The following is a 26,426-nucleotide window of genomic DNA, read 5'->3' as shown; positions in this document are numbered from 1 at the left end:
TTGACATTCTGACTAAAGTGTAATATAATTAACAGTGTTAAGTATATTAACAACGTTAACAAGAGGTGATAACATGAGTCGCAGAGATAATGAGAAAAAAGAAATGATTAATAATATCCAACAGGCAAGTATCTATATTATTAATGAAGAGGGATATGAAAAACTGTCCATACGTAAAATAGCAGCTAGAATAGATTATTCTTCTACCAATATATACAACTACTTTGAAAACAAAGGTAAAATCATTGAAAGTATTATTATTATGAAATCAATGGATGTTGTAGTAAAGGTAGAAAAGAAACTACAGAAAGCTGCAGATAAATCAATTGAAGAACAGTTTGAATTATTTGTTAGAACATTTATTGAAGAAATGCTGAAAGAACCAGAACAGGTAAAAGCAGTTATTCAAAGTGGATACAATATCTTTGGTGATTATAATATCGAAGATAAAAAGAATGGTCCAAACAAAGTCTATGAGTTTCTTCAAATGGGAATGGCAGCTAAAGCCATCAGAGAGGATATTACGGAACCTAGTGTAATTCTAATTATGACGAGTCTGTTAGGATTTATTTCAATGGTTGTAAATGAAAACTTTAGTAAAAAAGAATTAAACGTACTTGTCGATGAAGAAGTTAAGATTCTATGGAATGGAATCAAAAGGAGCTAGAATATGAAAATGTTAATTATCTATGGATCTAAACATGGAAGTACAGAAGATGTCGCAAAAAAGATAGCTGCTCAAACCAGTGCAGATATAGTTAATATCGAAGATAACCAGAATGTTGATGTTAGTATGTATGATACAATCCTAATTGGTAGTTCAATCTATGTTGGACAAATGAATAAAGTGCTTAAGAAATATCTTAAGAGTAATGTTGATTCATTAAAGAGTAAAAATTTGTACCTATTCCTATGTAGAGGACAACAAGAGCCAAGCATAGAAGAAATGGTAGAAACTAATATTCCTGAATATAAGGATTTATTTATTGGTAAAATGGATATTGGTGGTGAATTTAGAATGTCATCATTAGGATTCATGGAAAAGAAAATTATTAAAGTAGTATCAAAAGGAAAAGAACAACCTTCAATTCAAAATGATAAAGTTGATGAATTAATTAACCAACTAAAAAACAAGGCATAGCAGTTTATTCTGCTATGCCTTTTCCATACTTAATTGTTTTGGTTTATATTCAACTAATAAAACAGCACTAATCATTAAGGTACCACCAACAATAATCGATGGTTCTAATGGTTGTCCCAAGAATAAAATACTGGCAAAGGTACCAATCACGGCTTCCATAGATAGTATCAGACTGGCTCTGGAAGGTTCTACATGCGATTGCCCAAATAATTGGAGAACCGATGCCATAGCACTACTAAAGACTGCCAGATACAAGATATTCTCCCAACCAACACTTGGTATTGTTGTCTGATTGAATACAGGCATACAAATCAATGATAAAACTCCCATTGTTAATAATTGAATACAAGTAATAGAAATAGGATCATTGTGCTCTCCACATTTTTCATTATAGATAATCTGCAAAGCAAAGAAGATTGCACAGATTATAAGTAGGATATCTCCAAAATGAAATGAAAGAGATCCATTAAAAGAAAGTACTGCAGTACCAATTAGTGCTATTATACCTGCTATATATACTTTCGTATCAATTGACTTATGTAGAAATACTTTTGATATCAAAGGAACAAATAATACATTTAGTGTAGTAATAAATGCTGTATTAGGAACACTGGATAATCCTTGTCCAGTTGTCTGAAATGCAAACCCCAAGAAAAACAATCCTCCACTGATCATTCCAAGTTTAATTGTCTTTTTATTTTTAAACCATTTATTTTTATAAGAAAAAATAAATAGTACTCCTCCACCAATCAAACCACGTGCCATCAATAAAGGAAAGGCTTCCCATCCAGCAAGCAATGCTCGATCCACAAAGATAAACCCAAGTCCCCAAAACACCGTTGTCAGGATCAAAGATAATGTTGCTTTTTTTTCCACTTCTATCACTCCTTAAATATTGTTATTTTATCATACCTCAACAATTAAACAAAGACTCCTTTGATATCAAAAGTAAATAACTTCAAAAAGCCTCAATTTATCGATAAAAAAATATCAACTATAGTTACTAATATTGAAGAATTTTAGATTATTTTATTATTTCTAAAAAAACACTTGCACATACTAATTCTTGTGCTATAATTCATAAAAGATAAAGGAATTTTATGATAAAACAAATCTATGTAAAACATCGACATCGTTATAGTTTAGAAGAAGCAGATCTATATAAAGGAGAAGCTACCTTTATTATCTACGATGATTATGAAGAATTGGTCTATCGTGAAGCAGATGGAATTAAAGTAAGAGTATTGATTTACCCTAACCAACTGACAATAATTCGAAGTGGGGAACTACAATCAAATCTTACCTTCAAAGAAAATCAAAAAACGATGAATCTGATTAAAAGTCCTTATGGCGATATAGAAATCGAGCTTTTTACTTATCAGTATACAAGCGAACGTGGTAGAATAATCGTCGATTATGATATCTTATCTTCAAATGAAGAAAAAGACGGATATCATATAGAATTTAGTATAGAGGAGGGTATTTGTGAGTACAATTGATATGAAACTAAAACAGGCAATTGCCGATAGTATCAAACATGCATTTGATACTGACTGTGAACTTTCTGAAATAGTAATAGAAATTCCCAAAGACAAAAGTCATGGAGATTATGCGACAAATGCCGCAATGAAATTTTCCAAGAAGATTGGAAAAGCTCCAAGAGATATAGCTCAAGGAATTATTGATACTTTAGATAAGGAACAGGGTTCTGTAGACAGTATGGAAATTGCTGGTCCAGGATTTATAAACTTTAAGATGAAAAGTGACTCACTTACAAATATTATTCAGGTTGTCTTAAAAGAGGATGAACGTTATGGTCATAACCATAGTGGAAACCAATTAAAAGTAAACTGTGAATATGTAAGTGCAAACCCAACTGGTGATTTACACCTGGGGCATGCAAGAGGAGCTGCATGGGGTGATAGTGTTACCCGTTTAATGAAAGCCAGTGGATATGATGTTACCAGAGAATATTATATTAATGATGCTGGTAATCAGATTATTAACTTAGGAAAATCACTATACGCAAGATATGCAGCAGTATTTGGAAAAGAAGCAGAATTACCAGAAGATGGTTATCATGGTGATGATGTAAAGAAAATTGCAGAGGAACTTGCTGATAAAGTTGGAGACAAGTATTTAGAGATGAATGATGAGACTTTAGAATTCTTTAAAAAAGAAGGAATAAAGTTTGAAATGGATAAACTAAAGAATGACCTTAAGAACTTTAGAGTAGAATTTGATGTATATACTAGTGAACAGGCTATTCGTGATGCTGGGATGGTAGAAAAAGCGGTTGAAAAACTATCTGATTTAGGAATGACTTATGAAAAGGAAGATGCCTTATGGTTTGAAACCACTCGCTTTGGCGATGATAAGGATCGGGTATTAAGAAAATCAGATGGTTCGTATACATACCTTGTACCAGACATTGCTTATCATATAGATAAATTGGATCGAGGATTTGAAAAACTAGTTAATTTCTTTGGCGCAGATCACCATGGTTATATCCCTCGTCTGAAGGCAAGCATTGAAGCCCTTGGAAGAGATAGCGATACATTGGAAGTAGATATTATCCAGATGGTTCGTTTAGTGGAAAATGGCGAAGAAGTAAAAATGAGTAAAAGGTTAGGAAATGCAATTACCCTACGTGAGTTATGTGAAGAAGTAGGAGTAGATGCGGTTCGTTATTTCTTTGTTCAAAGGGCACTTGATACACACTTAGATTTTGATATTGGATTAGCGAAAAAACAAGACAGTGAGAATCCAGTGTATTATGCTCAATATGCACATGCAAGGATTTGCTCAATATTAAGGGCTACTGATATTGAGGAAGAAGCTGAAGATTATAGTTTATTAACGAATGAAAAAGAGGTTCAGTTATTAAAGTATATTAATGAGTTTACAAACGTAGTTAGTGATGCTGCAAAGAACAGAGCACCTAATAAAGTATGTAACTATACTCAAAAATTATCATCTTTATTTCATAAATTCTATAGTGAATGTAAAGTAAATGATAGTTCAAATCCACAGTTGAGTGCACAACGTTTGGATTTATTAAAAGCATGTAAAATAACATTGCGCAACGCATTATATTTAATTGGAGTAGAAGCTCCTGAGCAGATGTAGGAGGAAATATAATATGGGACAACAACCTATGATTGATATCGCGTACGATGTGTTAAACAACAGCAAATCAGCAGTTGTATTTATTGAATTATTCAATAATGTTAGTGAAATTAAAGGACTGACACAAGCTCAAAAAGAAGATAAGATTGCTCAGTTCTATACGGATCTTTCATTAGATGGTAGATTTGTTATCATGGAAGACAATAAATGGGATTTAAAATCTCGTCATCGTTTAGAAGAAGTAAAAAAGGTTAGTGCTGAAGAATTAATCGATGATGAAGAAGACGAAATCGAAGAAGAATAGTATAACGTAACAGTTATACTATTTTTTTGCATACTTGGAGGGAAAATGAAAAAGATACTTATAGTAGGATTATTAATATTGGTAACAGCATGTAGTAATAGTGGAGATGAAGAATCAACAATCTATTGTTCGATTGAAAGAAGTGAAGCAAATTATTCTGTGAGTCAGCAGTTAGTTTATGAAGATAATAAGTTAATTCAATTAAATCTAAATCAAAGTTATTTTGGGGCCAATAAGGAATCAATGGATGAAATTGCAAAAGAAGCAAATCAGAGAAAAGGTGTGGAATATGATTATGAACTTGATGGAGCAATTGTAAATATTGTAGTCAAGGTTGATATGACACAGTTAGAAGATACATATTACTCTAATTATGGAATTACAGATGAAATGATGAATGATAAAGATTACGCATTAGAAGTATTAAATGCAGATTGGGGAAATTGTATAATTGAAAAATAATCATTATTGATATTGATGCTTACAATTATTAGTCATTAAAGCATAATAATCAAAAATTATTATATTAAATGAAACCTTTTACCTAGGTTCTCCGTATTATATATAGAACATAGGGGGACCAAAGATGGCAAGAATACCGTATAAAGCATATGATAACAAATGGAAGTATGGAAAAGGAATAGGATTAACAGCAGCATTTGCAACAGGATACATTGTATTTCAACAAATTCAAGTTAGTAATTCATCAACTTATGTAATGAAAGATGGATATGATAGTCCAATATATGGAGTAATATTTGTAGCAGGAATTATTTTGTTTATTGTTTCTAGTTTTATGAATAAACAAGTTGCAGTAGCAGAGTTACAGCAAAGAAATGAAGCAAAACTAAATAGATTGTTTGAACGATTAAAAGAGTGTATTATAACGCAAGGAAATAATGTAATAGAAGTACAAGGAGTAACTGTAAATCTTGTAGATGAGATGAAAAATGCAGAGATTAAAATCATTAGTGATAATATTCCTCTTCATCAAAACGAAACTCATGAACTTATATTTCCAGAAGGAAATTCAGCAGTTAAGATTGTAGATGCAAAAGTACTGTCAAATGATGCAGAGTCTGCTGTGATTAAATGTACACTAAAGAATATTATGTTTGTAAATAATGAAACTCAAGAAAACCAATAATCTAGGAATTAGTCAGTAAAATACTGACTAATTTTACTTTATAAAATATATAATAAATATTTACATTTAATAAATATAGGTATATAATCTTAACAAGAACGATAGAATAAAAGGATATTGAACATTTTAATACAACATGAATCATTCCTCTGATCTAAATAAATTTGAAAGTTTCCAAAACTATTTCATGTTGTATAATTCTCGAAAACACTTACGAAAATAAGTGTTTTTAATTTTATTTTGAACCATACGAGCCATTTTAGCATCTAAAGGAAGAAAGAAGAGGCAATGTGGGCGATGAAAAATGAAATAAAGAAAATCGATATTGAATGCGTTAAGCGGTATCAGAAGAACCCAAAAGACTTAGATGCATTTAATGAAATTTATAATTTCTATAAAGATTATTTATACTTTTTCACATATACTTATGTGAAAAATAGTACAGATGCTGAAGAAATTGTACAAGAAACATTTATTAAGGTAATTAAGAAAATTCATACTTTAGAAAAACCAGAAGCATTTCATGCATGGCTTTATCGAATCTGTTATACAAATGTGATGTTACATTATCGAAAACGAAAAAAATATTTTCAATTGGATGAAGAAAAAGACTTTGAAGAAATTGAGGATGAAAAAATTAATACAGAAGATGTATTTACTAAAAATGAAATATATACAGAAGTAGAACAATCGATTGATCAGTTGGGCAGCAAATTTAAATCTATTGCACAGTTATATTATTTTGATGAATTAAAACTCAAAGAAATATCTGAAGTATTGAATGTTCCTGTAGGGACGATTAAATCAAGATTAAATAAAATAAGAAGTGATATAAAAGGTGATTTGGAAGCGAAGGGCATTCATCCTAATCAATTTTTATCAATTGGATTTACTCCATTTATGTATGGATTCTATGAATACCTTATGTCTGCGAATCCATTGACTTTAGAACAGTCAGATAAAATATACAATGCATTAACAGCAACTGCGTTAACTACTTCAACAGCACTACTTTCAAGTGGTTCAACAAGTAGTAAGATAGCAGCAAAACTTGCTGCATCACTTGGAGTAGCAACTGCTGGTACATTTGGATTATCCTTACTTTTAAAAGAGGATCAAGCAATTATTCAACAAGTAAATTATTATAATGAATTAACAAATAAATCAGTAGAAGTCAATGCTTTACTTCGTGAAGATATAGAAGCAAATCAGATAGAAGTAAGTTCAAATAACATGAAAATAGAATTTGATTACGAAAATAATATCCTTACATTCTTTGTAGATGAGAATGGAGCATATGAAATAAAAGTTGAAAATGATACAAAAGAAATTGAAATAAATAATATAGATAAAGAAGCTCCAATAATTAATGAAGTTAGTTATGTAGATAATGGAGTTCATTTAAGTATGGAAGATCAGTTGTCTGGGGTTAATTTTGAGAATTCATATGCGGAGTATAATGGATCAAAATATACAATTTCAGAAAACGGAATAATTGAAGGCATGTTTGAGGATGTAACAATTAAAGTGTATCTGTCTGACTATAGTGGAAATGAAAGTGTTTATGATATAAATACATATTGGGTGAAATAAAATGAAGAAAATAAAAGTGATAGCAATCGTTATTGTTTTTTTCATTGTACCTATTCAGAATATAAAAGCAGAAGATACAATAACGCTTACTTTTTATAATGAAAACAATCAAATTGCGAAGGTGATAGAAGCATCCTATGGAAGTAAATTTGAAATACCAACATGTTTAAAAGAAGGATACAATTTTCATGGATACAATACAAAAGCAGATGGAAGTGGTGAATCACTTAATTCCAATATTGCATTAAAATCACAATCCTATTATCCAGTATTTACTCCTTATATTTATACAGTATCGTATTATGTAAATGATAGTTTATATCATCAGGAACAAGTTACACATGGAAGTAATGCACCTAATATAACTGTACCAACAACAGATGGTATGGCATTTTCAGGTTGGGATGGATTATTAAATATTACAGAAGACCGCAATTTATATGCAGTATATTCAGAAATAGAAGTAGATGAAGTTACAGCAAAAGAATCTGTTGATCCAACAAAAGGAATTAACTATAAAAGAATAGAAGTAAAAGAATATAGTAATGAGATTCAAGAATCAGAAATAGCAGAATCTAATAATATAGAAAATCAAACAGTAACAGTACAACTTACAAAAAATATAAATATTGATAAAACACCATTATTAATAGGCGTATTTCTTTTATTATTTGTCCTTACTATTTTATTTTTAAAATTTAAAAATAAAATTCGAACCAGAAGAATGTGAAAAGCATCAAAGAGTACGACGGAGGGCATGAATAATGAAAAAGCTTAAGAAAATATCAATTGTAATGATATTAATGACAATGATTGTAGGGGCGTTTTCTAGTGACTTACTTCTGGCAGATGATTTGCTGGAACCAGAAACTAGTGAAGTAACTGAGACATCAGATTCAGAGGCTAGTGAATCTTTGGAGTCTACGCAACCTACACAGACAACAGAAGAAACAACACCGAAAGAAAGTGAAGAACAAACAACACAGGAGGAAGTACAACCAACTTCAGAAGAAGTAACAGTATTTGCTTCAGGGTTTGTAGAGAATACTTCTCCAAGTGATATACCTGCTTATTACGAAAGTAAAACAATCACTACTGGAGATGGGAGCGTTCTTTATTATTTTAAAGGAAGGAACAACAATACTTATTATAGAATATATGGTAGTCAGGATGGAGCAGCAGATGCATTCTATGAGACGAACTCTCAAGGTACAATTACATCTACAACTGCAATTGATACAGATAGTGAAAAAACAACTATTGCACCATATATATTGGTAGGAGAAACTTATACAAGTGTCCCAACAACAATAACGAAAGAAGATACCATCTCAACAACAGTAGGCTATGATGTGTATTCTTTTGATGGTGCAGATGGAAACAAAGTATATGTAGCATATGGATACATTAGTAATGTAAGTGATCCAAGTAGTACTAAAGGATGGTATGAATTGGACAAGGATGAAGATTATAAAGTAATTGATGCAGTAAATGGAAAACAAGATGATATTAATAAGTTTGTATTAAATAAATCAATAGATGGATTTATCGAAAGTACATTAGCACCAACAACGATACCAGATTACTACAGTTCATCAACAAAAATGGAATCTGATGAGAATACTTTAGTAACAAGAGAAAGAGTGTATGCATTTACAGGTAAAGATGGAGTAACATATTATAGAGTGTATGGAACTGTCAATGGAACGGATGAAGGATTCTATGTAGCTGATCGTTATGGGAATGTAACATCTCCAGCAAGCAAAATAAACTTAACTGATGAAGAGAAAAATTTAAAGCCTAATGATAATAAACCTGGAGGAGAAGCAGGGAGTGATCAAACATATGTATCGAGTATAGAAGTTAATACGGTAAGGGATGGAACTTCTGGATGGGATGCTGACGATACAGCAGGAAATGATTCAAATGGAAGTAATGGAATTGTTCGTTCATTTGACAAAATAGGATATACAATTGATGCAAATATTCAGATAAGAACAACTAGTGGTTATACATCGTTCACAAGTGGATATGTATATTTTCAAGTTACCCTACCTTATACTAGTGATATCGCAGAGTTCAGTTTAGATGATATGAAATGGATTGTTGATCCTGTAGTAACAGTAGTTGATGGAAAACAAGTACTTACTGGAAAACGTTATTTTTCAGCGGCACCAGGAGAAACTGTTTTTCCTGGGACTAGACAACTACCTTTTGAAATTCAAGTGAATGGAGCTGCGCATGGTGACCTTATTGAACCAACGTTTGAAGTGTGGATGGAAGGAAATACAGAAAGTGATTACAAATCATTAAAAGCAGATCCAGTAAAAGTATCAGCAGCACCAAACTATAACATTCAAATTGTGAGAAATTCAAATTTTTCTTGGAAAGATGATTATGATTTTAGTACTGGAAATGCTGGAGCAGTAAATAATACAGCAGGTACTGTTACTGGAAGAATGTATGGATATGGAGTTGTTATTGAAATAAGAAACTACACTGCTTCAAAAGGATTCAAGGGAATAGAATTACCAGCTGGAAAAATTACTTTTGATATAGAGGTTACTGCATATAGGAATGGTACGAATGTAACTGGAACAGGAAGTAGTGATATTATGCCTCTTCTTTGGGATTATAAGGCAAATTCAACATCTCAAAACGGTAGTCAAGGGCGTAACATGTACTACAATAATAATACTTGGGGTAATCATGCATATAACATAGCGCCAGCGAATTCAGGTTCATCAGCAAATTCAGTAGTAAACGGAGGAACATGGAAAGCTCAACAAACAAATGAAATTATTTCAGTAGAAGTTGATGCCTATAAATTTCTAACTTCTAGTGGAAAATATCATTGGCCAATATATGGTACTGGAACTTCACAAGTTGCAAGTAATATTAAGTTTGGAGAAAATCTTGGAAGAGGAGTTTTTAGTGGAGGATATTTTCAAATTGTGTTTCCGTTCGAAGAGGTAACTGAAGGTACAGATTATAATTTAACTGTAAAAGACACGAATTTTAAAGCTACAAGTAAAAGTGGTGTAGAAACAACAACTCAAATTATTACTAATGATGATAGTACAAATGTAGATGTATTAATAACACCTCCAGGAAGCTATACAAAAATGAATTATTTTTCTTCAGAAACATCAGCATTACCATGGTCTAATAATTTATCTAGTAACATCGCAGGATATGCTTCTGATGGTTGGGCTTCAAAGGGTCAAACTATTAAAATTTGGGGTGGAATTCATGCAGGAACGACAATGGATGATGAACAATATCCCAGAGCCATTAATATATTTCAAAAATTTGACGATAAAGCATTTCAACCATTAGCAACAGCAGATGGGAGCTCCTATTTTGTAAATAAAACAGTTACTATGGACTTCAAATTACGGTATGGAGCAAAAGTGGATGGCTCAGGTTGGATTAGTGACAGTGATATGATTGCAGGTCACGAAGAAGATCTAGTCTGGTTTGAAAGTATGGCAGATTTGAAATCTACTTTAGGGTCTAGTGCAGTTTGTGTTGCAGTTCTTGTAGAAGGTAGAAATGGAATTATACCAAATGATAGAACAGAAATTGGTTTTGTTGTAGAAATGCAAGATACTGCAGTATCTGGAACCGTTTATCAAACGGTTAATAATGTTAAGATTTGGAAAGAGGAAGAAGGATCAAAAATGACATTTGATGATTCTATGCTTTATTATGGACAAATAGGACATGAAACAAGTACTGATTTTATGGATAACCCAGATGTGTTTTTAGATGGAACGGTAACAGGAGAATATGGACTATATCAAAAAACACAATACGATAGCGAAGGAAATACATTGACAGGAAGTCATACTCCTAATGGATATTGGTCAGGAGCTTCGGTCTTAATTGTAGGACAGATAGCTACAATTACTAAATCAGTAGCTCAACAGTCAAGTGGAAAAGCAAAAGAAGTATTTGATTTAGATGCTGGAGAGAGAGAAGTAGATTATGTACTAAGTCCTTCACTTCAGCTTGGAAATGGGACAATACCCGAAAATGAAATATTAGATAATGTAAAAGTAGTTGATACATTACCTTATGGGTTGTCTTATGTAGAAGGTTCTACTGTTATTGGAGGTACTTATAATCAGAGTTCTCAAACAGTAGATGGAGGAGACTACAGTACAGGAGTGCAACCAGTTGTAGGAACTACTACAGATAGTAAAGGACGAACAGTTCAAACATTAACTTGGGAGTTTAGCAGTGTAAAGGTTGGAGAAGAAATGGATAAAATCTATTATTCTATAATCATTGGAAATGCAGCAGACCCAGATAATGATGTAGAACACAATGATAGTTTCACAAATAATGTAAATATCTACGCAGATGGTGATGGCCGTGCTATTACTGTTGGAAATGGAAATACTTATAGTGCAGGATTTACAGTAACTAAAACAAATGCGACTACCTTCGCAAAAGGTATTGATCAAAATATGTATGAATTAGGTGAAGATATTGGTTACTTTTTAACTTATACAAATACAAGTCAAAATACACAATCCAATGTACGCATTCTTGATGTCTTACCTTATTCAGGAGACTGGAGAGGAACAAAGTATGATGGAACATATACAGTGGATACAGTTACAATTGAATATAGTGATACTCCAACTAGTACACTGGATTTAGCTTATTCTACAAATGATTCTTTAAAGAGTGAAAGTAATAATGCTTACAATGTAAACACATCAAGTTTTACCACAGCAACGAAGTCAGTCAGTGGTACAACTGTTACATATACTCTACCATCAGGAATTACTCCTACCGCACTCTACATGACAGGAAGTCTTGATGGACAGACTACAATAAAAATTAGTTACACATTGAAAACGAGCGACAATAAACCAGCAAATATTTATGCAAATGACGCAACAGTAGTTTCTGGCAATAGTGAAGATCCATTATATGCACCTGTTGTTCAGGCAAAAGTAGTTAGAAGAACAGTAGAAGGTGTAGCTTGGATAGACTCCAATAGAGATGGAAGAAGAGACACTAGTGAAAGTAAATTACCAAATGTGAAAGTTAGTTTATATAAAAGTGATGGAACTCAAGTAACAACAGATATATTAGGTAATGATTTAACAAATGAGATTACAGATGCAAATGGAGCATATTCATTTACGAATCTACCAAGTGGTAGTTACTATGTACAATTTGATAGTAGTGGAACAGTAGATTTAAGTAAATATACATTAACCACAAAACAAGCAAGTGGAGTAGGTTCAACAGTCAATAGTGATGCTGATGCAGTGCTTGATGGAAGTGGAAACTTACAAAGTGCAAAAATTACTGGTATTGCAACTCCAGCCATTACTGATATGAAAGTAATGGATTACAAAATGAGTAATTTGGATATGGGAGTATATGCACCATATACAGTTAATAAAACAAGTAATCCAACTGGTTCATATGATGGTAGTGATGTTCCAGTGGTAAAAGAAGGGAAAGTAGTAACTTATACAATTACAGTGGATTCGCCTACTGCAAACCAATCAAACCTTACAATAAGTGACAAGTTACCAGATGGAATGTCACTTGTAAGTGGAAGTATTACTTATAAACTGCAAGGTGGAGCACAAGTGAAAGTAAATGATAGTGCATATAATAGCAGTACACATACAATTACTTGGCCAACGCTTGAAGTGCCAAAAGGAAAATCGGAATATACATTTAAATCAATTGTTGATAAAGTTGATTGGGAAGATGGAGAAACTGAAAAAACATATGAAAATGTGGCAATCGCAAAACAACCAAACATTCCAGATCAACCGTCTAACACAGTTGAACATAAAACAATTAGAAGAGAAGCGGATATAAAGAAAGCTGCAGCATTAGTAAATGAAGATAATACAGTTCAAAGTGAAAATAATGGTACTGGAACTTCACCAGTATACTCAGAGTTAGAACAAACAATCGAATATCGATTAGTAATTAAAAACACAGGTCATGATGATGCAAAGAGTGGAGATATTGTAATAACAGATTCTCTTCCACTGGATACGACATATGTTGTATCCAGTATGACGTATACATTTAGAGACAGCAGTAATACAAGTAGTGCATTCCCAAGTAGTAGTGCAACAGCGACTATGAGTGGACCAGATAGTAGTGGAAAGATGACTTGGACATTAACAGGAATGAGTAGTGGAGAAGAAGCATATCTTACATTTAGAGTAAAAGCACCAACTACATCAGATAATCCTGCAACGTTATTAATAAAAGAGTTAGAAAAAGAATTTACAAATACAGCTCATTTAAAAGATGTACAACGTGAAGAAACGGTATATGAAACTACATACACAGATGTTGATGGTAACACATATAAAGAAAACGAAAGTGTATACTCAGAAAAAGAAATCTCAAAAGATTCAAATACAACATATCATGTAGTAAAAGAACCATTACTTACTATCAATAAAATTAGTGATGTAGAAGAAGGTAGTTATGTAAGTAGTGGTGATGAAATTACTTATAGTATTACAGTGAAGAATGTAGGTAAAGCAACAGCAAAAGAATTTGATATCAAAGATGCAATTCCAGAATACACGTCATATGTTGATGGAAGTATTAGCTATTCAGGAGATGCAACAACGGTTACTCCTGATGATACAAAACTTGTTGATGGTAGTGGTGATCTGACATGGAAAGTAAAAGGATTAGCAGTTGATAAGAGTGTAACTGTTACTTTCACTGTGAAAGTAGATGAGATGTATGAAACTGGAGAGCGTGAAATTCTTAACAAGGCATACACAAGACTACCAGAAGATCCTTGGACACCATCAGAAGAAGTAGAACACAAACAAAAAGTAGCGTATGAAATAGAGAAATACAGTGACCCAGAAACAGGAAGTTATGTAGATGGAAATCAAGAGATTACATATTTCATTAAAGTTACAAACACTGGAGAATCTACATTAGATAAAGCACAAGTAAAAGATGATATTCCAGAATATACAACATATATAGATGGAAGTATTAACTATGAAGGAAATGCATCAGCAATAACACCTGACGATACAACAATAGATGATGGATTAGGTGAACTAACTTGGGATATTGAAGGCGTACCAGTAGGAGAAGATGTAATTCTAAGTTTCAAAGTTAAAGTAGATGAAATGCATGAAACAGGAGAACGTTCAATAAAGAATGTTGCATATGTGAAAGCTCCAGAAGATCCTTGGGAACCATCGGAAGAAGTAGAACACAAACAAAAAGTAGCGTATGAAATAGAAAAGTATAGTGATCCAGAAACAGGAAGTTATGTAGATGGAAATCAAGAAATTACATATTTCATCAAAGTTACAAATACTGGAGAGTCTTCATTAGATAAAGCACAAGTAAAAGATGCAATCCCTGAATTTACAACTTATGTGGAAGATTCTATTACCTACAGTGGAGATGCAGATGTAGTTACAGTAAATGATATAAATGTTATTGATGGACTAGGAGATTTAACTTGGGATATTGAGAATGTGCCAGTAGGTAAAGAAGTGATTTTAAGCTTTAAGGTAAAAGTAGACGAAATGGATGCAAGTGGAGAACGTTCAATAAAGAATGTTGCTTATGTAAAGGTACCTGAAGATCCATGGAAGCCATCAGAAGAAGTAGAACATAAACAAAAAGTAGCATATGAAGTAGAAAAGTTTAGTAATCCAGAAAGTGGAAGTTCAGTAAATGGTGGAGACGAAATTACATATTCTATCAAAGTCACAAACACAGGGGAATCATCATTAGATAACTTGCAAGTGAAAGATGCAATTCCAGAACACACAGCATATGTGGAAGAAAGTATTACATATGAAGGAAGTGCTGATTTAGTAACACCAGATGATTCAACTATCACAGATGGACAAGGAAATCTTACATGGGATATTGAAAACATTCCTGTAGGAGAGTCAGTTACATTAAGCTTTAAAGTAAAAGTGGATGAAATGAACACGGAAGGTGAAAGAGACATTAAGAACCAGGCCTACGCGAAAGCACCAGAGGAAGAAGAATGGACACCAACAAACGAAGTAGAACACAAACAATTACTATCATTTGAAATACTTAAGGATAGTGATCCTAAAGATGGTAGTAGTGTTCTTGATGGGGATACAATTACATACTTTATAAATGTTGAGAATACTGGAACTGAAACATTAAGAAATATTATCATTACAGATAAGATACCTACAGGAACAGAGTATGAAGAAGATAGTATGTACTCATCAGTTGATAACACAGCTATGAATATAGAAGGTAAACAACTTACTTGGGAAATTGAAAAAATAGAACCAGGAACAATTGCAGTTGTTAGCTTTAGAGTAAAAGTAACAGGAAGTCAAAATACGATTCATAATGTTGCTCAGGTACAGGTTGGTGATGATGATCCAAAAGATACAAATGAAATTATTCATAATCTGATTATTAAAAAAGCATCGACAATTACTGGTAATCCATCGATTGCCACAGGAGATACTACAAATATGAATGGATTAATAATTTTATTATCAATCAGTGCATTAGGTGTAATCACAATGTTGTTAAGAAGAAAACTTTCTAGATAGGAAGCAATTTAAGACATTTTAAATTCTAATAGAGTTTAAGATGTCTTTTTTTATCTTAATTAATTGATATAATGAAATTGGTATTAAATATGCGGATAAGTAAATAAAGGGAGGTATATATGAAAACATTATATGTATCTGATTTGGATGGAACATTATTGAACTCTGATGAAGTGTTAAGCTCTTATACAAGAAAAACAATTAATGAATTAGTGGAAGAAAAAGGGATGATTTTTTCTTATGCTACAGCAAGATCATTTATAACAGCATCAAAAGCAACTAAAGGCCTTGATGCAAAACTTCCTCTTATTGTATATAATGGTTCTATAATTGTAGAAAATGAAACAAAGAAGATTCTTATGTCTAACTTCTTTAAAAAAATAGAAGTAGAAGAAATAAAATCATTATTAATCGCTGCAGGAGTTCATCCTATAGTATATAGTTTTATAAATGATAAGGAATATTATCGTTATATTCGTAAAGATATTACAGAAGGAGCAGTTAAATATTTAAATACAAGACAAGGGGATATAAGAGACAACCCTGCAGAAACTGAAAAGGAATTATATGATGGAAATATATTTTATTTCACTTGTATTGATAAAGAAGAACAACTAAAACTATTATATGAAAAACTAAAAGATAACTATTATTGTGTATTTCACAAAGATATCTACACCCATGAACATTGGTTAGAGATTATGCCAAAAACAGTATCAAAAGCAAATGCAATCAAGCAACTAAAGGAATATTTAGGATGTGATTATGTTGTAGCATTTGGTGATGCTAAAAATGATATAGAGATGTTTGAATATGTAGATGAATGTTATGCAGTAAGTAATGCAACAAGTGAATTAAAGAAAATAGCAACAGGAATTATTGATAGCAATAATGAAGACGGGGTTGCTAAATGGTTATACCAGCGATTTCATAAATTAAAATAATTAAATTTGATCATCTAAACAACAAAGATGATCTTTTATTTTACTTTCAAAATGAACTATTTGCCTAAAATAAGCGTCATAGGAAAGAATGGGCATGGAGGGCAATATGAAAAAAGAAGCAAAACGTGTTGATACGAAGTATGTTCTTAGGTATCAACAAAATCAAAATGATTTAGAAGCGTTTAATGCGATATATGAATTTTATCGCAATGCTCTATATTATTTTAGTATTTCTTATGTTAGAAAAGCGGCAGATGCAGAAGAAATAGTTCAAGAAACATTTATTAAAGTAATTCGGCATATTAAAAGTTTACAATCTCCTGAAGCATTTCATGCATGGTTATATAGAATATGTTATTCTACAATCATGCTTCATTATCGAAAAGATAAAAAGTATCAGGACGTTGATGATGAGTTTAATTTAGAAGAAATTCAGGATGGATCTGATACTCCAGAAGAACGATTTGATAAGCAAGAAATCTATCAGGAAATTGATGAATCAATTGAAGAATTAGGAAGTAGGTTTGAAACAGTTGCAAGATTATATTATTTTGATGAATTCAAAATCAAAGAAATCTCAGAAATTTTAGAGATTCCAGAAGGAACTGTAAAAACAAGATTAATGAAGATAAAAGTAAAACTGAAAGAACAGTTAGAAAGTAAAGGAGTAACTCCAAACAAATACTTATCGCTAGGTTTTACCCCTTTTATATATAATTTCTTTCAAGCAATGTATCAGCAAGCACAAATGAATGAAGTACATTCACAAACAATATTAACTAATCTTCATAATGAAATAGCACTTGTTGGAGCTCCAGCAATTCTTTCAGGTGGATTAAGCAAAACATCAGGAGCAATTGGTAAAAAGATAGTTGCTTCACTAACAGCAGCATCACTTGTAACTGTAGGTTATTTTTATTTCACAAATGAAGAAAATATTATTGAAAGTATTAGCTATCCTACAGCGATGACACGAAAAAATATTGAAGTACAAATATCTCTAAATAAAGAAGTAGAATCAAATATGATTAAAATCAAAAATAATAACAAAGAAGTGGCATTTGAATTAGATCAGGATTCACTAATATTTGTTATTGAAGAAAATGGAAATTATGAAATAACGATTGATGATGAACGTGAAACATTGGCAGTTACAAATATTGACCATAATGCACCACTCATCAATTCGATTGATGTGCAGGAAGACAAAATATATCTTGAATTACAAGATGAACTATCAGGAATTGATTTTGGAACATCATATGCCATTTATAAAGATGAAAAGATAGAAATTAAGGATGGATACATCTATGGAACATTTGATAATGATGTTTATATTTATTTATATGATAAGGTTGGAAATAATACAGAATATAAAATAAATATTGGAGAAACTAGTGTATGAAAAAAGTAAGAGGTTTTCTATTGTTCATTTTATTACTCGCTTTATTATCTGTAAGAATACAGGCAGAGGAAATGATTGATGTTAACTTCTATGATGAATATGGAAATCTTATTTCTAGTCAAGAACTTTCATATGGAGAGGAAATAGTAGTTCCCACAGTCTTAAAAGATGGATACAATTTTATAGGGTTTAATACACAACCGAATGGAAATGGTGAATATTTAAATTCGGACATCGCAATCAAATCCCAGAATTATTATGCAGTATATATGCTAACCAGTTATCAAGTAATGTATTACTTAGACAATGAGTTAATTCATACAGAAACAATTAGTTATGGTAACAATGCACCAAATATATCAGTTTCAAATAAAGAAGGATATCAGTTTAGTGGATGGAATGGATTATCAAACATTACTGAAGATCGTTCAATTTATGCAGTATATACAAAAATAGAGGAAATTGAACAAAAAGAAGAAGTAAAAGAAACTGAAAAATATTCAGAATTAGAACTAATTAATAAAGATGAAAAGATACAAGAAATAGAAAGAAGTTCTAAAGAATCAGATATTATTGCTTCTCCTAGTTTAGCAACAAAAGAGAAACAACTACAACAAAAAAACGGCTCTAGATTGATATCTGGAATTTTTGTCTTTTTAGGAAGTTTCATTTTATTTTATATTTTTATGAAAAAAATGAACTTTAAGAAAAAAAACTGAATCATTGGAACGGAGGGCAATAGAATATGAAAAAGCTTAAGAAAATATCAATCGTAATGATATTAATGACAATGATTGTAGGAATGTTCGCAAGTGACATCCTTCTGGCAGATGATTTGCTGGAACCAGAAACTAGCGAAGTAAGTGAAACTCCAGATTCAGAAGAAGTTGAATCCATGGAAACAACGCAACCGGAATCTACAGAATCAACAGAAGAAACAACAAAAACAGAAAGTGAAATAATAACTACTGAAGAAGCTACCAAGGAACAAGTACAAACCTTTGCAGCGGGATTTGTGGAAAATACTTCTCCAAGTGATATACCTACTTATTACGAAAGTAAACCAATCACTACAGGAGATGGAACAGTACTTTATTATTTCAAGGGAAGGAACAACAATACTTACTATAGAATATATGGTAGTCAAGATGGAGCAGCAGATGCATTCTATGAGACAAACTCTCAAGGTACAATTACATCTACAACTACTATTGATACAGATAGTGAAAAATTAACTATTGCACCATATATATTTGTAGGAGAAACTTATACAAGTGTACCAACAACAATAACGAAAGAAGATACAATCAGTACAACAGCGAGATATGATGTGTATTCTTTTGATGGTGCAGATGGTAATAAGATATATGTAGCATATGGATATATTAGTAATGTAAATAGTCCAGAAACAACTAAGGGATGGTATGAGTTAGATGATACCACGCATATAGTAAAGGATTTTACTGATGGTAAACAAGAAGATATTGATAAGTACGTGTTGAATAAGGCAAACAATGGATTTGAAGAAACAACAGCACCTTCAACAATACCAGACTACTACAATACACCAGTAAAATTAGAAGCAGATAAAGACACATTAGTTACAAGAGAAAGAGTATATGCATTTACGGGAAAAGATGGGGTTACATATTATCGAGTATATGGAACAGTAAATAGTGTAAATGAGGGGTTCTATGTAGCAGATCAATATGGAAATGTTATAGCTCCTGAAAACAAAATTGATTTAGTTGAAGAAGAAAAGAATTTAAAATGGACTGACAGCAAACCAGGAGAAGGCTTAGTGTCTGATAGTGCATATGTGTCTAGTATTGAGATAAGTGAAGTAAGAGATGGTACACCCGTATGGGATACAGATGATGCTCCTGGAAATGATAGTGGATCCTCTAATGGAATTGTTAGAACCTTTGATACGATAGGATATTTAGTAGATGCAAATATTCAAATAAGAAGTACAAGTGAGTATACATCATTTACGAGTGGATATGGTTACTTTCGAGTAACTCTACCAGTAGCAAGTGATATAGCGGAATTTGATCTTGATAATATGAAATGGATTGTGGATGCAAAAGTTGAAGTGATTGATGGAAAACAAGTATTAACAGGGAAAAGATTTTTCTCTGCAGAAGCTGGAAAAAATGTATTTCCTGGAACAAGGCAATTTCCATTCGAAATAAAAGTAAATGCAGCAATTAATGGAGATATTATAAAACCTACGTTTGAAGTGTGGATGGATGGTAACCCCGAAAGTGATTATAAATCAGTCTCAGGAGATGATGTAGTAGTATCTGCTGCACCAAAATATAATATTTTTATTACAGAGAAAAGTTCATATACGAATACAAAAGGTTCATTTGATTTGGATTCAGGGGAAATGGCAACATCCTCATCAACAAATACAGTGTATGGAAGAGCAGTATCATTTGGTGTTGGTATTCAAATACTTAATGATAGCAAAGAAAAAGGGATAAAAGGAATAGAGTTACCAAAAGATAATCTTAGTTTTGATTTGAAATTAAAGGTAGAAAGACAAGTATCGGGTAATACTTCAACCTTAACAGATGTTACTTCAAGTTATACACCTGTATTATGGGATTATAAACTTCATAATACTTCATCAAGCAAAGGAACATTAGGAAGAAATATAAGACTTGAAGCAAATTCGCATTTTCTACCTGGATTATTACCATTTGGAGACAAAAATGGATCAACATCTACATCAAAGAATATTATAAAGAATAAAGCAGGAACATTTACAATAACAGGAACTGGAGATTCTTTATCAGTAAACTTAAGTGGATTTTCAATCGATACGCCGTATGTATTTCCAGTGAATAATGCATCAGATATTGATACTACAATTAGATATGAAGCACATCAAGCCAATTTTAGTGCATTACAATGTGTTTTTATTATTCCAATGGATGAGGAACCAACAGATGATTATGAGTATTATTTTACAATTGATGATAGCAATTTTGAAGCAACATCAAAAAGTGATACAAAAGTTACTACGCAAGCGAAGACTACTGATGATAGTAAAACATTAAGTGTCCCTGAGAGAATTCCAGGATCATATGAGAAATATAATTATCATGTTAGTGAGTCAGGGAAAAACTTGGCAACAGATAGAGCAGCTGGAGATGCGTGGACATATCCAGGAAATGAAATATATATATTAGGTTATTTGTTGCAGGATAAGGCAGATCCAGAAAATGAAATTTATTCCTTTAATTTTCTACAAAAATTTGATGACGAGGCTTATGAGATAAGTTCTAAAAATAATATTAGTATTTATCCAGAGTCGGATGTAAATTCACAAAATATGCCAAAACAAGCTGATATCAGTGTTTTATATGCAGCAAAGCCTGATAAAACAGGATGGCTTGATGATAATGAAATGCTAAATGCATCTGAAGCTGATTTAATATACTATAATAATATTAGTGATTTAAATGCAGATGGATATACTTGTGTTGGTGTCTTATTTGAATCTAGAACAGGGTATATTCCTTCAGGAGGAAGATTAATATTTAAAATACCAATAAAAATTAAAGAAGATGCAGAAGTAGGAAAAGTTTACCAAACTGTTAATGAGTGGAGAGGTTGGGCAACAGATGTAAATTTAGATGAAGATCAAAGTGTACAAAATGGAAATATGCCAACAACTCAAACAGTTTACTTGAGTCCTAGACATCAAACAAGATATAAATATTCAAAAACAGTGTATGATGGAAATGGAAAAATAGTAAGTGGATCTCATAGTGGTAGCTATAATGCCGGACAATCCCTTTTAATTATTGGAAACAATGCAAAGATAACGAAAGGAGTGGCTCAGCATGTAAGTGGAAAGGCTAAATCTCTCTTTGATTTAGATGCAGGAGAAAGAGAGGTAGATTATGTTCTACAACCTTCTTTGGAATTGGCTAATGGTGAAAAACCGAGCAGTGAAATTTTAGATCAAGTAACAGTTGTTGATACATTACCATATAATACGGAATATATTGTTGGATCCACTGTAATAGGAGGAACTTATAATCAAGACACTCAATCTGTGGATGGTGGAGATTATAGTACAGGAGTTCAACCTGTTGTAGGAGTTGGAACCGATAGTAATGGAAGGTCTGTTCAAACATTAACTTGGACTTTTACGGACGTAAAAGTAGGAGATATAATGGATAAAATTTATTATTCAGTGATTATTGGTAATGCTGCTAATCCAGATATCGATGCAAAGAATGCAGATAGTTTTACAAATACTGTAAAAATATATGCAGACAGTGATGGAAGAGTTAATAGTGTTGCAAATGGAAATCAAACAAGCGCAGGATTTACAGTAGTTAAGACAAATGCAACTACCTTCGCAAAAGGTATCGATCAAAACATGTATGAATTAGGAGAAGATATTGGTTATTTCCTTAACTATGCAAACGCATCTCCTAACATTCAAAATAATATTAGAATCTTAGATATTATGCCATATTCAGGCGACTGGAGAGGAACGAAGTTCGATGGAACTTATACAGTAGATACAATTACTCTAGAGTATTCAGCTACACCAACAACTACTTTAGATTTAAAGTACTCTACAGATGAATCAATGAAGAATCAAAGTAATAATGCTTACAATGTAAATACATCAAGTTTTATTGCAGCCACGAAATCAGTGAGTGGAACTACTGTAACATATACATTACCATCAGGTACTAAACCAACATCAATTTATTTAACTGGGAGTTTAGATGGTAAAACAAGTATAAAGATTAGTTACAAGTTGAAAGTAACAGAAAATAAACCAGCAAACATTTATGCAAATGATGCAACAGTAGTTTCAGGAACAAGCGAAGACCCATTATACGCACCTGTTGTTCAGGCAAAAGTAGTGAGAAGAACAGTAGAAGGGGTTGCTTGGATTGATTCAAACAGAAATGGTAAACGTGAAACATCAGAAAGGAAACTTCCTGATGTGAAAGTAAGTTTATATAAAAGTGATGGAACACAGGTTACTACGGATATCTTAGGAAATAGTCTTACAGGTGTAGTGACAGATGCAAATGGTGCATATTCATTTACGAACCTACCAAGTGGAATCTATTATGTACAGTTTGATAGTAGTGGAACAGTAGATTTAAGTAAATATACATTAACTACGAAGCAAGCAAGTGGAGTAAGTTCTACAGTAAATAGTGATGCTGATGCAGTATTAGATGGCAGTGGTAACCTTCTAAGTGCTAAGATTACAGGAATTACAACACCAGCGATTGAAGATATGAAAGTAATGGATTATCGAATGAGTAATCTGGATATGGGAGTTTATGCACCATATACTGTAGAAAAAGCAAGTAATCCTACAGGATCATATGATGGTAGTGATGTACCAATAGTAAAAGAAGGACAAATTGTTACTTATACAATTACAGTTGATTCGCCTACAGCGAATCAGTCAAACCTAACTATGACAGATAAACTTCCAGATGGAATGTCTTTGGTGAGTGGAAGTATAACTTATAAACTACAAGGTGGAGCGCAAGTAAAAGTAAATGATAGTGCATATAATAGTAGTACAGGAACCATAACTTGGCCAACACTTGAAGTTCCAAAAGGAAAATCTGAATATACATTTAAAGCAATCGTTGATAAAGTTGATTGGGAAGAAAATGAAACAGAACGTGTTTATGAAAATATTGCAATCGCAAAACAACCAGACATTCCAGATCAACCTTCAAATAGTGTAGAACACAAAACGATAAGAAGAGAAGCAGATATCACAAAAGCAGCTGCATTAGTAAATGAAGATAATACAGTACAAAGTGAAAACAATGGGACTGCATCTTCACCAGTATATTCTGAGTTGGAACAAACAATCGAATATCGATTAGTAATTAAAAACACAGGTCACGATGATGCTAAGAGTGGAGATATCGTAATCACAGACAATCTGCCATTAGATACAACTTACATAGCTAGTAGTATGACTTATGAGTTTAGAGATAGTTCAAATACAGCTATTGCATTCCCAAGTAGTAATGCAACTGCAACTATGAGTGGACCAGATAGTAGTGGTAAGATGACTTGGACATTAACAGGAATGAGTAGTGGAGAAGAAGTATATCTTACATTTAGAGTGAAGGCACCAACTACATCAGATAATCCAGCAACTCTATTAGTGAAAGAACTAGAAAAAGAGTTTAATAATACTGCACACTTAAAAGATGTACAACGAGAAGAAACAGTATATGAAACTACATATACAGATGTTGATGGGAACACATATAAAGAAAATGAAAGTGTTTATTCTGAAAAAGAAATCTCAAAGGATTCAAACACAACATACCATGTAGTGAAAGAACCTCTACTAACAATTACTAAAGTTAGTGATGTAGAAGAAGGCAGTTATGTAAGTAGTGGTGATGAAATAACTTATAGTATTACAGTTAAAAATGTAGGAAAAGCAACCGCGAAAGAAATTGATATTAAAGATGCGATTCCAGAATACACAACATATGTACCAGGAACAATAAACTTTAGTGGAGATGCTACTACTGTAACTCCAAGTGATACAGCCATTACAGATGGAACAGGCGAACTAACATGGAAGATAGAAGGGTTAGCAGTTGAAAAGAGTGTAATTGTAACCTTTACAGTAAAGGTAGATGAAATGTATGAGAGTGGTGAAAGAGAAATTCTTAATCAAGCATACACAAGACTACCCGAAGACCCATGGGAACCATCAGAAGAAGTAGAACACAAGCAAAAAGTAGCTTATGAAATAGAGAAATACAGTAATCCAGAAACCGGAAGTTATGTAGATGGAAATCAAGAAATAACTTATTTCATAAAGATTACAAACACGGGAGAGTCATCATTAGACAAAGCACAAGTGAAAGATGCAATCCCAGAGCATACAACATATGTAGAAGGAAGTGTTTCATATGAAGGAGATGCAGATGTAGTAACACCAGATGATTCAACTATTACAGATGGATTAGGTGAACTTACTTGGGATATTGAAAACGTGCCAGTAGGTAAAGAAGTGATTTTAAGTTTCAAAGTCAAAGTAGATGAAATGTATGAAACAGGAGAACGTTCAATTAAGAATGTAGCTTATGTGAAGGCACCTGAAGATCCATGGGATCCATCAGAAGAAGTAGAGCACAAACAAAAAGTATCATATGAAATTGAAAAGTCTAGTAATCCAGAGAGTGGAAGTTATGTAGATGGTGGAGATAAAATTACATATTATATCAAAGTCACAAACACAGGAGAATCATCATTAGATAACTTACAGGTGAAAGATGCAATCCCAGAATATACAACATATGTAGAAGAAAGTATTGCATATGAAGGATCAGCAGATTTTGTAACACTAGATGATACTAACATCAAAGATGGACTAGGAGAACTTACATGGGATATTGAAAATGTGCCAGAAGGAGAAACAATTACTTTAAGCTTTAAAGTTAAAGTGGATGAGTTGAACACAGAAGGTGAACGAGACATCAAGAACCAGGCATATGCGAAAACACCTAAAGAAGAAGAGTGGACACCATCAAATGAAGTTGAACATAAACAAGGATTAGAGTATACGATTAAGAAATCAAGTAATCCTGAACCAGATAGTATTTTGAAAAGTGGTGATTATGTAACATACTTCATTCATGTGGAAAACACAGGAAGTGAAACTTTAAGAGAAATTAAAGTAATGGATAAAGTGCCAACAGGTACAGAGTATGAAGAAGAGAGCATTTATTCTACATTTGATAATACAAAAACTAATGTAGATGAAACTCAATTAACTTGGGAAATTGAAGAAATTGAGCCAGGAGCAATTGCAGTTGTAAGTTTCAGAGTAAAAGTAACTGGAGATCAAAGTACAATTCGTAATATTGCACAGGTTCAACACAAGGATAATGACCCTAAGGATACAAATGAAATAATTCATACAATAGAACCAAAGAAATCAGCTTCAATTGCAGGAAATCCTTCAATTGCGACAGGTGATACGGTTAATGTTAATAGTTTACTTTCTTTACTGATAATCAGTATGTCAGGAATAATTATATTATTCTTAAAACAAAGAAAACAAGCAAAAAACAAGTAAGAAACTATCTAATACTGAGAAGCATACGTTAACATGGCGTGTGCTTTTCTTAT

Annotated in this window: 15 protein-coding genes; 14 read left to right on the top strand and 1 reads right to left on the bottom strand. The window is 32.3% G+C overall.

Annotated elements, in window-relative coordinates:
• Positions 1-73 precede the first annotated feature (73 nt).
• Together J2S15_RS07555 and J2S15_RS07550 are read left to right on the top strand one after the other, a co-directional pair.
• The gene (locus J2S15_RS07555) at positions 74-667 is read left to right on the top strand and encodes a TetR/AcrR family transcriptional regulator (protein ID WP_307406954.1); all 594 of its coding nucleotides are present in this window, start codon (positions 74-76) and stop codon (positions 665-667) included.
• A 3-nt stretch (positions 668-670) separates the two neighbouring features.
• Positions 671-1,141 carry a flavodoxin domain-containing protein gene (locus J2S15_RS07550; RefSeq protein WP_307406953.1) on the top strand — a complete coding sequence of 157 codons (471 nt, stop codon included), beginning with the start codon at positions 671-673 and terminating at the stop codon, positions 1,139-1,141.
• A gap of 12 nt (positions 1,142-1,153) precedes the next feature.
• Here the strand turns inward: J2S15_RS07550 and J2S15_RS07545 are convergent, their stop codons facing one another.
• Positions 1,154-2,017, bottom strand: a complete 864-nt coding sequence (locus J2S15_RS07545; protein ID WP_307406951.1) for a DMT family transporter — start codon at positions 2,015-2,017, stop codon at positions 1,154-1,156.
• A 224-nt stretch (positions 2,018-2,241) separates the two neighbouring features.
• Between J2S15_RS07545 and J2S15_RS07540 the strand changes: the two genes are divergently transcribed.
• The 12 genes from J2S15_RS07540 (at position 2,242) to J2S15_RS07485 (ending at position 26,373) form a co-directional block, all read left to right on the top strand.
• A complete protein-coding gene (locus tag J2S15_RS07540; protein ID WP_307406949.1) occupies positions 2,242-2,640 on the top strand; it encodes a YwiB family protein in 399 nt (132 codons plus the stop codon).
• Positions 2,627-4,270 (top strand): arginine--tRNA ligase, encoded by a 1,644-nt coding sequence (gene argS / locus J2S15_RS07535; protein WP_307406948.1) that lies wholly within the window; start codon positions 2,627-2,629, stop codon positions 4,268-4,270. The genes J2S15_RS07540 and argS overlap by 14 nt, the downstream gene beginning before the upstream one ends.
• Positions 4,271-4,283: 13 nt before the next feature.
• Positions 4,284-4,574, top strand: a complete 291-nt coding sequence (gene rpoE / locus J2S15_RS07530; RefSeq protein WP_307406946.1) for a DNA-directed RNA polymerase subunit delta — start codon at positions 4,284-4,286, stop codon at positions 4,572-4,574.
• Between the two features lie 45 nt (positions 4,575-4,619).
• Positions 4,620-5,036 (top strand): hypothetical protein, encoded by a 417-nt coding sequence (locus J2S15_RS07525; RefSeq protein WP_307406944.1) that lies wholly within the window; start codon positions 4,620-4,622, stop codon positions 5,034-5,036.
• Between the two features lie 124 nt (positions 5,037-5,160).
• Positions 5,161-5,721 (top strand): hypothetical protein, encoded by a 561-nt coding sequence (locus J2S15_RS07520; protein WP_307406942.1) that lies wholly within the window; start codon positions 5,161-5,163, stop codon positions 5,719-5,721.
• Between the two features lie 297 nt (positions 5,722-6,018).
• The gene (locus tag J2S15_RS07515; protein WP_307406939.1) at positions 6,019-7,314 is read left to right on the top strand and encodes an RNA polymerase sigma factor; all 1,296 of its coding nucleotides are present in this window, start codon (positions 6,019-6,021) and stop codon (positions 7,312-7,314) included.
• A 1-nt stretch (position 7,315) separates the two neighbouring features.
• Complete coding sequence (locus J2S15_RS07510) at positions 7,316-8,044, top strand: InlB B-repeat-containing protein (protein ID WP_307406937.1); 729 nt, start codon at positions 7,316-7,318, stop codon at positions 8,042-8,044.
• Between the two features lie 34 nt (positions 8,045-8,078).
• Positions 8,079-15,905 (top strand): DUF7927 domain-containing protein, encoded by a 7,827-nt coding sequence (locus J2S15_RS07505; RefSeq protein WP_307406935.1) that lies wholly within the window; start codon positions 8,079-8,081, stop codon positions 15,903-15,905.
• Positions 15,906-16,024: 119 nt separating this feature from the next.
• Positions 16,025-16,849, top strand: coding sequence for an HAD family hydrolase (locus J2S15_RS07500; protein ID WP_307406934.1), 825 nt, complete (start codon positions 16,025-16,027; stop codon positions 16,847-16,849).
• Between the two features lie 106 nt (positions 16,850-16,955).
• A complete protein-coding gene (locus J2S15_RS07495) occupies positions 16,956-18,254 on the top strand; it encodes an RNA polymerase sigma factor (RefSeq protein ID WP_307406933.1) in 1,299 nt (432 codons plus the stop codon).
• Positions 18,251-18,973, top strand: coding sequence for an InlB B-repeat-containing protein (locus tag J2S15_RS07490; RefSeq protein ID WP_307406931.1), 723 nt, complete (start codon positions 18,251-18,253; stop codon positions 18,971-18,973). The genes J2S15_RS07495 and J2S15_RS07490 overlap by 4 nt, the downstream gene beginning before the upstream one ends.
• A 26-nt stretch (positions 18,974-18,999) precedes the next feature.
• On the top strand, positions 19,000-26,373 hold the full coding sequence (locus J2S15_RS07485; RefSeq protein WP_307406930.1) for a DUF7927 domain-containing protein: 7,374 nt from the start codon (positions 19,000-19,002) through the stop codon (positions 26,371-26,373).
• The last annotated feature ends 53 nt before the right edge of the window (positions 26,374-26,426 follow it).

Source organism: Breznakia pachnodae, assembly GCF_030814225.1.
GTDB lineage: Bacteria > Bacillota_I > Bacilli_A > Erysipelotrichales > Erysipelotrichaceae > Breznakia > Breznakia pachnodae.
The sequence above is the reverse complement of the archived record's forward strand: the minus strand, read 5'-3'. Positions and strand labels throughout refer to the sequence as shown.